The 12,451-nt window shown below is 62.4% G+C and carries 10 protein-coding genes; 3 read left to right on the top strand and 7 right to left on the bottom strand.

Annotation, left to right across the window (positions count from 1 at the left end):
- The first annotated feature begins 47 nt into the window (after nucleotides 1-47).
- The gene (gene floA / locus RIG82_04710; GenBank protein MEQ9460231.1) at nucleotides 48-1,139 is read left to right on the top strand and encodes a flotillin-like protein FloA; all 1,092 of its coding nucleotides are present in this window, start codon (nucleotides 48-50) and stop codon (nucleotides 1,137-1,139) included.
- Here the strand turns inward: floA and RIG82_04715 are convergent.
- From RIG82_04715 to rpmA, 5 genes are all read right to left on the bottom strand, one after another.
- A complete protein-coding gene (locus RIG82_04715; protein ID MEQ9460232.1) occupies nucleotides 1,134-2,159 on the bottom strand; it encodes a GTPase in 1,026 nt (341 codons plus the stop codon). The genes floA and RIG82_04715 overlap by 6 nt on opposite strands.
- Nucleotides 2,156-2,665, bottom strand: coding sequence for a hypothetical protein (locus tag RIG82_04720; GenBank protein ID MEQ9460233.1), 510 nt, complete (start codon nucleotides 2,663-2,665; stop codon nucleotides 2,156-2,158). Before RIG82_04720 ends, RIG82_04715 begins: the two co-directional genes overlap by 4 nt.
- Nucleotides 2,652-3,434, bottom strand: a complete 783-nt coding sequence (locus RIG82_04725; protein MEQ9460234.1) for a type III pantothenate kinase — start codon at nucleotides 3,432-3,434, stop codon at nucleotides 2,652-2,654. Before RIG82_04725 ends, RIG82_04720 begins: the two co-directional genes overlap by 14 nt.
- Nucleotides 3,435-3,456: 22 nt before the next feature.
- Complete coding sequence (gene obgE / locus RIG82_04730) at nucleotides 3,457-4,512, bottom strand: GTPase ObgE (protein MEQ9460235.1); 1,056 nt, start codon at nucleotides 4,510-4,512, stop codon at nucleotides 3,457-3,459.
- Between the two features lie 76 nt (nucleotides 4,513-4,588).
- Nucleotides 4,589-4,831 (bottom strand): 50S ribosomal protein L27, encoded by a 243-nt coding sequence (gene rpmA / locus RIG82_04735; protein MEQ9460236.1) that lies wholly within the window; start codon nucleotides 4,829-4,831, stop codon nucleotides 4,589-4,591.
- Nucleotides 4,832-5,200: 369 nt separating this feature from the next.
- On the opposite strand from rpmA, the gene RIG82_04740 reads away from it, so the two are divergent.
- Nucleotides 5,201-8,512 carry a hypothetical protein gene (locus RIG82_04740; protein ID MEQ9460237.1) on the top strand — a complete coding sequence of 1,104 codons (3,312 nt, stop codon included), beginning with the start codon at nucleotides 5,201-5,203 and terminating at the stop codon, nucleotides 8,510-8,512.
- Between the two features lie 96 nt (nucleotides 8,513-8,608).
- Here RIG82_04740 and RIG82_04745 read toward each other — a convergent pair whose 3' ends face one another.
- Both RIG82_04745 and RIG82_04750 read right to left on the bottom strand, forming a co-directional pair.
- On the bottom strand, nucleotides 8,609-9,682 hold the full coding sequence (locus RIG82_04745) for an MraY family glycosyltransferase (protein ID MEQ9460238.1): 1,074 nt from the start codon (nucleotides 9,680-9,682) through the stop codon (nucleotides 8,609-8,611).
- Between the two features lie 17 nt (nucleotides 9,683-9,699).
- Nucleotides 9,700-10,650 carry a deoxyhypusine synthase family protein gene (locus RIG82_04750; protein MEQ9460239.1) on the bottom strand — a complete coding sequence of 317 codons (951 nt, stop codon included), beginning with the start codon at nucleotides 10,648-10,650 and terminating at the stop codon, nucleotides 9,700-9,702.
- 268 nt (nucleotides 10,651-10,918) lie between these two features.
- On the opposite strand from RIG82_04750, the gene RIG82_04755 reads away from it, so the two are divergent.
- Nucleotides 10,919-12,415 (top strand): tetratricopeptide repeat protein, encoded by a 1,497-nt coding sequence (locus RIG82_04755; GenBank protein ID MEQ9460240.1) that lies wholly within the window; start codon nucleotides 10,919-10,921, stop codon nucleotides 12,413-12,415.
- Nucleotides 12,416-12,451: the final 36 nt, after the last annotated feature.

The raw sequence follows: 12,451 nt of genomic DNA on the forward strand, positions 1-12,451 counted from the left end.
TATGAGGGTTGGGGGATGCCCGAGTGCGCGGTTAGGGGTTAGCGACTATGATGTCACCCCCGGGCCAGTGGGTCCGGGTGGTTCACCACAATGGGGTAAGCATCATGCTGCTAGTTGGTCAGACGGGTTTCCAGATTGTTCTTGGGATTGTTGTTGTTGTTCTGGTGCTGATCGCGATCGTGATCGGTGCGTTTTTCCTTCGTTACCTCAATCTGTGGCTGCAGGCGGCGTTGTCGAAGGCGTATGTGGCCTTTTCGGACATCATCGGGATGACGTTCCGGAAGGTGAACCCGACGATCATCGTCAACAGCCGGATCATGGCGAAGAAGGCGGGTCTCGAAGTCAGCACGGCGCAGCTTGAGACGCATTATCTGGCTCGGGGTGATGTCCCGCGGGTGGTGCGTGCGATGATCGCGGCGAACCGGGCGGACATCGAGCTGCCGTGGGACCGTGCGTGTGCGATCGACCTGGCGGGGCGTGACATCCTGGAGGCCGTGCAGACGTCGGTGAATCCGAAGGTGATTGACTGCCCGAACCCGAACTCGGGCCGGAGCACGATAGACGCGGTGGCTCAGGACGGGATCCAGCTCAAGGCGAAGGCGCGGGTCACGGTGCGGGCGAATCTGGCACGGCTGATTGGTGGTGCGACGGAAGAGACGATTATCGCGCGTGTGGGTGAGGGTATTGTGACGACGATCGGATCGGCGGTCTCACACAAGGCGGTGCTGGAGAACCCGGACAAGATCTCCAAGACGGTGCTGGCCAAGGGACTGGACGCGGGCACGGCGTTTGAGATCCTGTCGATCGATATCGCGGATATCGACGTGGGTGAGAACATCGGTGCGAAGCTCCAGGCGGATCAGGCGGAGGCGGACAAGCGACGCTTCCAGGCCGAGGCCGAGCAGAAGCGTGCGATGGCGGTTGCCACGGAGCAGGAGAACCGAGCGAGCATCGAGCTAAACCGTGCGAAGGTGGTGCTCGCTGAGGCGGAGATCCCGCAGGCGATCGCGGAGGCGTTCCGGAGCGGGAATCTGGGGATCATGGACTACTACAAGCTGCGGAACATTCAAGCGGATACAGAGATGCGCAGCACGATCGCTGGTGAAGAGGACAAGCACCGCGACGACACGTCGTCATAAAGTGGACCGAAGCCGGTCGTTGAAAGCCCAGGGACGTCGGATGATGGCGGGCCATTCGTGGGTGAATCCGAGGTGCGTCAGCACGGCGGAGGCGAGCTGAGGGAGTCCTGAGCCGGTCTCAGCGCTGATGTGGATGGCGTCGGGGTACTTGGGGTCTTCTGGTTGGTCGAGGTCGGCCTTGTTGATGACATGCAGATCGGGGGATCTGGGGAGGGCTTGAGGGTCAGGCCAGGGGATGGTGCGGTCGCGTAGAGCGATGAGCACATCGGCTCGTTCGAGAATGGGTTGGACCCGACGGATGGCCTCGGCTTCGACCTCATCGACGGTGCTACGCAGGCCGGGGCTATCGACCCAGTGGACGGCGATGGCCTGGTGGGGCTGATCGCCTAAGGGGAGTTCAACGAGGGCACCGACCCAGTCGCGGGTGGTGCCGGGGAGTTCGGAGGTGATGGCGGCGCGGCGGCCGAGGAGGCGGTTGAGGAGGGTGGACTTGCCGACGTTGGGGCGGCCGACGACAGCGACTGTGGGTGGGGTGATCAGGCGGTCGAGGGTGCAGGTTCGTTGGTGTGTCGTAACGGGATCAGGTCTTGGGTCGTCTGACCAGGCCTTGGGCTGGGCTGCGAGGGCATCGACGGCCAAGGGGCTGGCAGCGCGGGTCATCAGCAGGCAGGCTTCGGTTTCGATCAGGGAATCGGCTTCGGGGAAGTAGGTGCGGGGGTCGGGCGTGGTGGAGAGGGTGGCACCGAGTTGGGTGCAATGCTGGATGATGGCGTGGATCACCGCCCTGCCGGCGTGGGGCATGAGCCAGATGGTGGCTGGTGCGCTGTCAGTTGCTGGATGGGCGACGACGAGACCCTCGTCGATGTTGTCGAACTGTCGGAGCCGCAGGCGGCGATCGGGTGGGATGGGTGAGCCGGTGAGCTGCGCTGCGATCTGCGGGGCTTGTGGGCCGTTGAGGACGAGGAGGGCGACGGCACCGGGGTTGGGTGCGGTGAGCTCGATGATGTGGGTGGGGGTCATCGCTTACGCCGGGTGCGCGAGTACTCGAGGTCGGGGATACGTGTGGTCATGGGTTCGCCCTGGGGGTAGGCGATGGCGAACGAGCCGAGTGAGGCGAGGGCGAAGACGACGATGATGAGCGTGTTGATGGGAGCGAGGGCGAGGAGGACGCCAGCCAGGAGGATGGCGACGAGGATGGTGGTGAGGTAGACCCGGGTGCCAGCGAGATAGCCAGCGGGGGTGACGGCCTGGCCGACCCAGTGGCGTTTGTAGGTCTGCATCCGGGCCATGGCACCGATGGGTGCGCTGAAGACGAGCAGGAGGAAAGCGGTAGTCAGGGCGGTTTGTGTGGAGAACTGGCGTGGGAAGCTCATGCGGTTGAGCACGGCGATGGCGGCGATGGTGAAGCCAGCGATGAAGAGGCTGATCGACCAGAGGCGGAGGGCCGAACTGCGGGCTTGCTCGCGCGTCATTCGGAGCAGCTTGGGATCGGTTGATGCGGATGGTTTGCGCTTAGCCTTGGGCATCACGTTCGCGTTCGAGGGCGGTGCGGAGGGTGACTTCGAGTCCTTTGAGCGTGAGGTCTGGGACGATGCGGTCGATGAGTTCCCACTCGCGGAAGAGGAGGTCGGCGTCCCCGCCCGTGGCGACAATGATGGGGTACTGACCGGTTTCGAGGGCGTAGGCCTCGACGAGCTCGCGGACGGCTCCTCTCATGCCCTGGTAGATGCCGGTGAGCATGGCCTGGAGGGTGCTGTGGCCGATGTTTTCGGTGGGTCGCTCGAACTCGACTTCGGGGAGCAGAGCGGTTCGTTGGCTGAGGCTGTCGAGCATGAGTTGAGCGCCAGGGAGGATGGCCCCGCCATGGAAGGTTCCCGCACCATCGACGAAATCGACGGTCATGGCGGTGCCGGCATCGACGACGACGAGAGCTTGCTTGAGGACGTCGAAGGCAGCGGCGGCGTTGAGCAGGCGGTCTTCGCCGATGAGTGCTTCGCGGTCGAGCTGGCGTCCGATGGGGACGGGCATGTCTCGCTCGACGCGGAGCACGGTGCGGCCGAGTGCTTTGAGCTCTTCTTCCATGCTGGTGGACATGGGAGGATTGACTGACGCGACGACGACCGGTGCTTCGGGGTGATCGCGCAGGGCGTGGACGGCCTCGGCGATGGCGTCCATGACTTTGGTGTGTCGCTCGTTGGAGAAGGTGGCGGACTCGACGAGTTTGCCATCGACGTAGGCTCCAACCCGAGTCCGGGTGTTGCCAACGCTTACCGCCAGAAGATTGACTTGGCTCATGGTCACCAGCTCCGACGGCATCTTAACGGTTCGGCGCTTCGCTACCTGCTGCCCGTGGTCCCCAGCCGGTTCTGGCAGTGTCCGTGTCGCGGTTGAGGTGTTTCCAGGCTTGTTCGAGAAGGTCGGTGAGTCCTGATTGGGTTGCGCTGCTGAGCATCAGGACGGGTTTGTCGATTGCTGAGGCGACCTGAGTGGCGAAGTCGGGGGCGTCATCGCCCCAAAGATCGCATTTGCTCAGGGCGATGACCTCTTGCTTCTCGGCGAGTTCGGTGGAGTAGCCGGCGAGTTCTTCGCGGATCATGTGGTAGGCGGCGGCGCACTGGCCTGGATCGCCTGACTCACAGGAGACAAGGTGGAGCAGGACGCGGGTGCGTTCGATGTGGCGGAGGAATCGGCTGCCGAGGCCGGTGCCATCGGCGGCGCCTTCGATGAGTCCGGGGAGGTCGGCGATGACGATGCGTCGGCTGCCAGCGAGTTCGGCGATGCCGAGTTGAGGTTCGAGGGTGGTGAAGGGGTAGTCGGCGATCTTGGGGGTGGCTCGGCTGATGCTGGAGAGGAGGGTGGATTTTCCGGCGTTGGGTAGTCCGATGAGTCCGACGTCAGCGATGAGTTTGAGTTCGAGTCGGAGTCGGAGTTCGATGGCTTCACCGCCAGGGGTAGCCTCGCGGGGGACCTGGTTGGTGGCGGTGGCGAAGTGGATGTTCCCGCGACCGCCTTTGCCGCCTTGTGCGATGACGAGTTTGGCGTTCTCGGTGGTGAGGTCGGCGAGGCAGTCGCCGGTGTCGTCGTTGTAGATGAGCGTCCCAGCGGGGAGTCGTAGGACGCAGTCGCGTCCATTTTTTCCATAGCAGCCCCGTGACCCGCCGGGCTCGCCGTCCTGGGCGAACCAGTGGTGCCGACCGGCGAAGTCGAGGAGGGTGTCGACGCCGTGGATTGCCTGGGCGATCACCGACCCGCCATCCCCGCCATCGCCACCATCGGGCCCGCCACGGGCGATGTATTTTTCTCTGCGGAAGCTGACGCGGCCATCACCGCCCTTCCCGCTGCGGATTTCGATGATGGCTTGGTCGATGAGCATGGGTTCAGCTTATAAGCAAACCGACCGGCACATGGCCGGTCGGTGCGTGGTGGATTGGTTTGGACGAGACGGGTTTTCAGTCAGCGGCACGGACGTGGACTTTTCGTCCCTGGAACTCGACGGTTCCCTCGGCGAGGGCGAAGAGGGTGTCATCGCTGCCGATGCCGACCTGGAAACCGGGCTTGAATCGGGTGCCGCACTGGCGGACGATGATGGCACCGGGTTTGGCTTTCTGGCCGCCATAGAGCTTGATCCCGCGGAACTGCGGGTTCGAGTCACGGCCGTTCTTGGTTGAGCCCTGTCCTTTTTTATGAGCCATGGCCTGCTCCGGGGGTATTTGAGGGTTGGTTGGGGACTTCAGTCGGGTCTGGCAGGGACTACAGGGGCCTGCCAACGAACCCCATAGCTTAGTGATCGGGTGAGTGAACATCAAGCGGAAAGGGGGCGTCTTGGGTGGCGTGCCGTTGTAACCCCTCCGGGAAGCTGGACAAACGGGTTGCAGGGGTCAGAGGGCCAGCTTAGACTCCGGCCGAAGGGTATCCCAATGGGTCCAAGCCATGGTGCTGCGGGCCACCCGGATTTCCAGCCATGTTCAAGGTCGTTTTTTGTTTTTGGTAGATCAGCCGAAACTGGAGTCCGCGATCCGGCGACTGATCCGCCTGATCGATTGAAGTCCGACGGAGGCCACGTGTTGCGACGCCGCTCCCTCGCTCTCGCCGTTACGGTCGTTCCTGTTCTTTGGTTCGGAAGTTCGGGCGTCTTCGCCCAAGACGACTTCCCCACCGCAGCTGAACTGCTCCAGCAGGGCATCGAACAGATGTCTGCAGGGGACTTCGATTCAGCCGAGCAAACGCTTGGCCGGGTTGATCGGATGCAGCTGAGTCGTGAGGATCGTCGTCGTCTGGACCAGGCTCTGCGTGATGCAGAACGTGGTGCGGTGACGCCTCCGCCAGCGGCACCGGAACCTGCTCCGGCTCGTGCTGTTGAGGTCTCTGAGCCCGCACCCGCGCCTGTGGTGGAGCCCGCCCAGGCAGCACCTGTCGCGGCCCCTGCTCCCGAGCCGACTCCTGAGTTGATCACGCCTGAGCGGATGCTCGCTGAGGCGGATGCTCTGGCGGTGTCTGCTAACCGTGCTGAACAGCAGGACGCGCTGGTTCGTTATCGCGAGTTGATGGACCTTGAGGCTGCGAGCCTTGAGGTTCGTTCGCTGGCGGCGGCGCGGCGTGCCCAACTCAATCGCAAACTCAACAGCGACCTCACCGCGGCCCGTCGGATGATCGACATGGCCGGTGATGACGTTCGTGCCGGCCGGCTGGCGAATGCCCAGCGGAAGCTCGATGACCTGGACGCCAGCGGTGTCGGGTTGACGTGGTTTGATCGTCAGCGGATTGATGCCCTTCGTGCCGAGATCGGCAACGTGACCATGGCAGCGGCGGGGACGCCAACACCCACCCAGCCTGTGGCGAGCACCCCTGCTGCTGCGATGCCACAAGCACCGTCGGCATCCGGGATGCCCCAGGATTTGATTCAGCAGGCGCGGGGGATTCTCTCTCAGGAGAAGTTCGCTGAGGGTCAAGAAGCTCAGCGTCAGGGGCAGTTGGCCTTGGCGGCTCAGTTGTATGACGAGGCGATTTCGCTTGATCCGACGAACGTCGAAGCACGCCAGGCCCTGCCTGCGGTGACGGCGGCGCTCGCGAGCAGGCAGCAGCAGAATGACGCGTTATCGACCGACGCACTGGTGCGTCAGATCCGTCAGGAGTCTGCGATCGCGGCCTTTGATGAGGCTGTGAATGAGGCCAATGCCTCGGCGAGCTCTCTGAACTATGCGGCGGCCCTTGATGCGGTGGCCCGTGCTCAGCAGGTCCTAGACCGGAATCGTCAGTGGATCAGCCCGGATCGGCTGGCGGACCTGCGTCAGCAGGCCACGGGAATGCAGGCGGCCTTGATCACGCAGCGTGATCGCCATCAGGCTGAGCTGACCCGGCAGATCGAGAACCGGAGGCGGGCCGAGCAGGAGGCTGACCGTCTGCGTGATCTTGAGAATCGCCGGAAGCAGGTCGATCAGCTTCTGATTCGTGCCCACGAGCTCAACGCCAGCCAGAACTACGCTGAGGCGTTGGAACTAGTGGATCAGGCACTGTTTATCCAGCACGACAGCTTTGCCGCGGAGTTGCTGCGATCGACCATCATCAATAACAAGACGTTGACCGAATCTCGGAAGATGGCGATGCGTCGGCAAGAGGCGATGATGGGCCTGGCGCTGGAGAATCGCGCTAAGATTATCCCGAATGCCGAGCCGCTGGTGTACCCCACCGACTGGCCGGAGATCACTCAACGTCGCCTGGAGAACTTGCCCGGCGGCGGGGATAGCGAGTCAACCCGGGAAGCGATCCGGCAGCTAAGGCAGGTGATCTCGGTCACATTTGACCAGAGCCCGCTGGAGTCGGTGATCGATGCGTTGCAGATTCAGACTGGCGCCAACTTCTTCGTGAACTGGAACGCCCTAGAGATCGCGGGTGTCGATCGTGACTCGCTGGTTACGTTGAACCTAAACAACGTGACAGCGGAGCGGGTGCTGCGGCTGGTCCTGCAGCAGCTCTCGAATGACTTTGAGCGGTTGTCGTTCTCGGTGATCGATGGGGTGGTGACGATCTCGACAGAGCTTGACCTGCGTAGCGTGTCTGATCTTCGTGTCTATGACATCCGCGACCTGCTGGTGCAGATCCCCAACTTCACGGGTGCCCCTGACTTTGACCTCGCTGCGGCTCTCGAAGAGCAGGAGGGTGGCGGCAGCTCGATCTTCTCCGAGGGTGATGAGGAAGATGAAGACGATGAAACCCTCCGCGAGGAGGCGATCGAGGAGATCACCACCCTGGTGCAGGAATCGGTTGGCACGCCTGACGAGTGGCTCAACCTTGAGTCGACCATCCGTGAGCTGAATGGACAGCTCATCATCCGCACGAGCCCAGAGAATCATCGTGAGCTCTCGCAACTTCTTGACGACATCCGGGAGTCGCGATCGAGTCAGATCACGGTTGAGGCCCGGCTACTGCTGGTGGACGAGAACTTCCTGGAGGACATCGGCTTTGACGTCGATTTCCGCATGAATAACCTGGGCTCGAACTACACGAGTCTGTCGGTGGCTCAGGACTCGTCGAGTGTTGCTGCGGCGACCGGCACGGCTCTGACCCCCGGTGTATTCCGGCCCTCTACCGGTCTAGGCAACACCTTTGTTGATCAGCCCGGGACGCCGGCCTTCTCGGCCCCGACCGGCTTCGCCTCGACAGGTCGTGCTTTGGAAATGGGTGTGGCCTACCTGGATGACCTCGAGGTAAACCTGCTGATCCGGGCGACCCAGAACCATCGGCGGGCGATCTCGCTGACGGCCCCGCACGTCACTTTTGCCAATGGTCAGCGGAGTTACATCTTTGTGGCTCGGCAGACGAGTTATATCTCCGATCTGGAGGTGGTTTCGGATGCTGCGGCTCTGGACCCTGAGGTCTCGGTGTTTTCGACCGGCGTGATTCTCGATGTCGAAGGGACGATTTCGTCGGATCGTCGGTATGTGACTCTGACGCTTCGACCCAGCCTAAGCCAACTTTTTGAGCTCCGGCAGATCCCGTTCATCGGGACGGCTGACATCGATACCGGCACCGATGATGACCAGGAGAACATCATCGTCAGCGGCACGCAGGAGCTGCCGGTGCTGGACGTGACTCAGATCCGGGCGACGGTGTCGATCCCCGATCGGGGCACGCTGCTGCTGGGCGGTCAGCGTCTGATTGGTGAGGTCGAGATCGAGTCGGGCGTGCCGATGCTCTCGAAGATTCCTGTGGTGAAGCGGCTGTTCTCGAACAGCTCGAACGTCAAGGACGAGCGGACGCTGCTGGTTCTGGTGAAGCCGACGATCATCATCCTCAACGAGGAGGAAGAGTTGCGGTTCCCCGGCCTGTTGCAGGACCCGGCGCTCTACAACGAGGGTCGCAGCTCGCGATTCTGATCCCCCTCCGCCGCCACTCTCCGCATCTGTTTGACGATGTAAGGCGAGGCCTCAGGGCCTCGCCTTATTCATTGTGCTTCTTCATGGGATGCGAGTTCAACGATCAGTGGATGAGCCAAGGCTCTCGAAGATGGCGACGAGGGTGAGGATCGCTAGGGTCTGAGCGGCAACAAGCAGAGCCTGCCAGCCGGTGAGCGCGGCCAGGAGGACCCCGCCCAGGCCGGTGGCGAGTGTCAGGATCGCGATGAGGCCCACGGCGGTGGGTGGTTTGAGTCCAAGTCGGACCAGGCGGTGTGAAAGGTGATTGCGGTCGGCAGACATCGGGCTGCGTCCGGCCCGGAGGCGGAGGAAGACAACGGAGAGGAAGTCGTAAACAGGGACCGCTAAAACGATGAGAGGGGTGAGGACGCCATGCCAGATGGTCTCGCCGTTGTCAGCCTGGACGTAGGTGAGTTGGATGGAGATCACGCCCAGGCCAAGACCGAGGACCAGTGACCCGCCATCGCCCATGTACATTCGGGCCGGCGGGGCGTTGTGCAGGAGAAATCCGAGGCACCCCCCTGCCGCTGCCGCTGAGAGCCACGCGACCTCGGATTGACCGGTTAGGAGAGCAGCGGCCAGGAAGACCATAGCGGCGACGGCGGAGACACTCGACGCCAGCCCGTCCATGTTGTCGAGGAAGTTGATGGCGTTGCAGATGACGAGCAGCCACAGGACTGAAAGGCTGGTGCTGATGAGGTATCCGCCCGGGACGGTCTCATCAAGAAGGGTCATGACCCGGACCTCGCCGAGTGTGACGATGGCGATGGCGACCAGAGCCTGAATGCTTAGCTTGAGCCATGCTCCGAGCCCGCGGCGGTCATCGACCAGACCGAGCAGGTGCAGAGCGATCATGCCAAGGAGGGTGAGGATGAGCCATCGAGTCTGGGTGAGGCCCGGGAGGGTGACGGCCAGAATGCCGGCCAGGAGGCCGAGTGTGATGGCGACCCCGCCGATGTTGGGTACTTGAGTCGAGTGGGCTTTGTGCTGCTCACGGTCGGGCTGGTCGTTGAGGGACAAGCGTCTCGCGAGGCGCAGGACCACTTCGCCGAGGATCGCGGTGACACAGAAGGCCGTGACCATAGACCAGGCAACCTGAGCGACCAGCGGAGCTGCGATCGACGTTTGCATCGCAGTCTCCGGGAGGCTTAATCGCCCAGGACGTAGGCAAAGATCATCGGGGCGACGATGGTGGCGTCACTCTGGATGGAGAACTTGGGGGTGCTGGTGTGGAGCTTGCCCCAGGTAATTTTCTCGTTGGGCTCGGCTCCGGAGTACCCGCCATAGCTCGTGACGGCGTCGGATATCTGGCAGAAGTAGCCCCAGAGGGGCGTATCATCGAGCTTGAGGTCCTGCGTGAGCATCGGAACGACGCAGATGGGGAAGTCGCCCGCGATCCCGCCGCCGACCTGAAAGAAGCCGATGCCGGGTCCCGAGGAAGCGTTTTGCTGATACCAGCCAGCGAGGTGCTGCATCTGCTCACTGCCGGTGCGGACAGGTCGATGGGACTTAATTTTTCGCTGGATGCTCAGGGCGACGAAGAAGTTTCCGGTGGTCGAATCTTCCCAGCCGGGTGTGTAGATGGGCAGGTTCTTCTCCGCGGCGGCGACCATCCAACTGTCCTCGACGGGCATCTGGTAGTGGTCTTCGAGCTCGCCGGTACGGATGATGTCGTAGAGGTATTCGTAGGGAAAGTGTGACTCTCCGTTGCGGTCAGCCTCGATCCATCGCTTGTTGAGGGACTTTTGGAGCGTGCGCATGGCGTGCTCGGGGATACAGATGTCGGCGACACGGTTCATCCCGCGTTCCAGGAGAGCGGCCTCCTGCTGGGGGCCGAGGTCGCGGTAGTCGCCACAGGTCTCGTATTCGGTGCCTGCCAGGAGCAGGAACAGGTCTTCTTCGAGGTTGGCTCCGGTGCAGCAGATGGCGTGAATCTTGTCCTCACGGATCATGCGGGCGAGGATCTTACCGAGTCGGGCGGTGCTCATGGCCCCGGCGAGGGTGACCATCATCTTCCCGCCTTGGTTGAGATGCTGTTCGTAGGCCCTGGCCGCCTCCAGCAGTTCCCGGCTGTTGAAATGGAAGAAGTGCTCTTCCATAAACCTGCGGACCTGGCCAGCTTGGGTACCAGGGGCCGCTATGGTTGACGCATCAAGCGTCGAGGTGCCGGTATGCAGGGTGGTGGCGTTGATCGTTAGGGCCTCCTTACGGTGGGTCAGTACGGGTGAAGATCGTTCCGAACCACATAGCGTATCTCAAAAACGGCAAGGATCAAGAGGGCTGGCTGGGGTTTTGGTTGCCCCCCGGTCTGGCCGATCCTACAGTAGATGTTTTCCCAGGCAGCCACGAGCGAAGGGTATTGGAATAGTGGGCATCTTCGGCTTAGGCGGCAACAAGCAGAGCAAGGATGGGGGGAGTGGGGCGTCTAGTAGCAGGGACCCGCGCAAGGCGGTCCGCTTCTTCGAGCACGCTGACACGGTGGCCTCTGCGGGGAACTACGACTACGCCATCGATCTGTTCATCAACGGGTTGCGGCATGACCCCGCGAACATGAACCGGCATGAGGACCTTCGGGATGTCGCGCTTAAGCGCAAGCTGGCGGGCGGGAAGCCGGCCGGGTTCGCGGCAAAGCTGTCTTCAGGGGGTTCGACCAAGCTGGAGAAGATGCTCTCGGCTGAGAAGCTGTGGGCGATGAGCCCCCTTGACGCCCGACTGATGCGGGATGTGATGAAGCTGGCGGTTGAGGCGGACGCTCAGGAGGATGACGAGACCAATCTCGCCGAGGTCGCCTACTGGATGGGTGTCAACGCGATGGAGCAGACTTCTACCAAGCCCGACAAGGGGCTTTACATGAGCCTGCAAGAATCCTTCGCGAAGATCGGCGCATATGCGAAGGCCGTCGAGGCGTGCAAGCGGGCCATCGGGGTCGCGCCTAACGACGCCAAACTGTTTGAGCTGCTCCGGAATCTAGAAGCCGAGAAGATGATCTCAGGCGGGCAGTTCGGGGCCGGTGAACAGGGTGACTTCCGATCCAACCTCAAGGACGCGGACGCTCAGGCGACGCTGCAAGCCGAGGGGCAGTTGCGGGTGGGCGAGTCGGAGCAGGACCAGATCATCGCGAAGCGGCGCGCCGAGTGGGAAGAGACGCCGGAGGACAGCGACAAGCTGACCAAGCTCATCGATGTGCTTCTCAAAACCGAGCAGGAGGATCACGAGTCCGAGGCGATTGAGCTGCTCAACAAGGCCTGGGAGGATGTTGGGCAGTACCGCTTCAAGATGCGGGCTGGCGACATCAAGATGAAACAGATGGCCCGGCAGAGCCGGATCCTCAAGCAGATGGCTCAGGACAAGAGCCCGGAGGCGATCGCCGAGTTTCAGGAGAACCAGAAGCAGCGGCTGGCCTTTGAACTGGGCGAGTATGAAGAGCGATCGAAGAACTATCCGACCGACATGGGGATACGGTACGAGTACGGGCGTCGGCTGTTTCAGGCCGGGCGATTCGATGACGCGATCGGGGCGTTTCAGCAGGCCAAGGCGGACGCCAAGCATCGGGCACAGTCGCACCTGTTTCTCGGCCAGTGCTACCTCAAGAAGTCGTGGAATGAGGAGGCGGTCGATACGCTGCATGAGGGCATCGAATCTCACAAGCTCCAGGATGACCGGTTGGCTCTGGACCTCCGGTATCTGCTGATGGAGGCCCTGACGCTGGTGGCCGAGGGCTCGAAGAAACTCGAAGCGGCCAAGGAAGCGCAGAAGGTCGCTTCGGGGATCCTGCAGACCGACATCTCGTACCGGGACATCCAGGCGCGGATGGAGAAGATCCGGGAACTGGTCAAGACGCTGGAAGCGGCTTCGGACGATTGATTCTGATGGGGTGGGGTTCCCCGCTGGTACGCTGGC

The sequence above is a fragment of the Phycisphaeraceae bacterium genome, assembly GCA_040222855.1.
Taxonomy (GTDB): Bacteria; Planctomycetota; Phycisphaerae; order Phycisphaerales; family Phycisphaeraceae; genus Mucisphaera.

Coding starts and splice junctions, on each gene's coding strand:
- floA (MEQ9460231.1), top strand. CDS start 48: ATGATGTCACCCCCGGGCCAGTGGGTCCGGGTGGTTCACCACAATGGG.
- RIG82_04715 (MEQ9460232.1), bottom strand. CDS start 2,159: ATGACCCCCACCCACATCATCGAGCTCACCGCACCCAACCCCGGTGCC.
- RIG82_04720 (MEQ9460233.1), bottom strand. CDS start 2,665: ATGCCCAAGGCTAAGCGCAAACCATCCGCATCAACCGATCCCAAGCTG.
- RIG82_04725 (MEQ9460234.1), bottom strand. CDS start 3,434: ATGAGCCAAGTCAATCTTCTGGCGGTAAGCGTTGGCAACACCCGGACT.
- obgE (MEQ9460235.1), bottom strand. CDS start 4,512: ATGCTCATCGACCAAGCCATCATCGAAATCCGCAGCGGGAAGGGCGGT.
- rpmA (MEQ9460236.1), bottom strand. CDS start 4,831: ATGGCTCATAAAAAAGGACAGGGCTCAACCAAGAACGGCCGTGACTCG.
- RIG82_04745 (MEQ9460238.1), bottom strand. CDS start 9,682: ATGCAAACGTCGATCGCAGCTCCGCTGGTCGCTCAGGTTGCCTGGTCT.
- RIG82_04750 (MEQ9460239.1), bottom strand. CDS start 10,650: ATGGAAGAGCACTTCTTCCATTTCAACAGCCGGGAACTGCTGGAGGCG.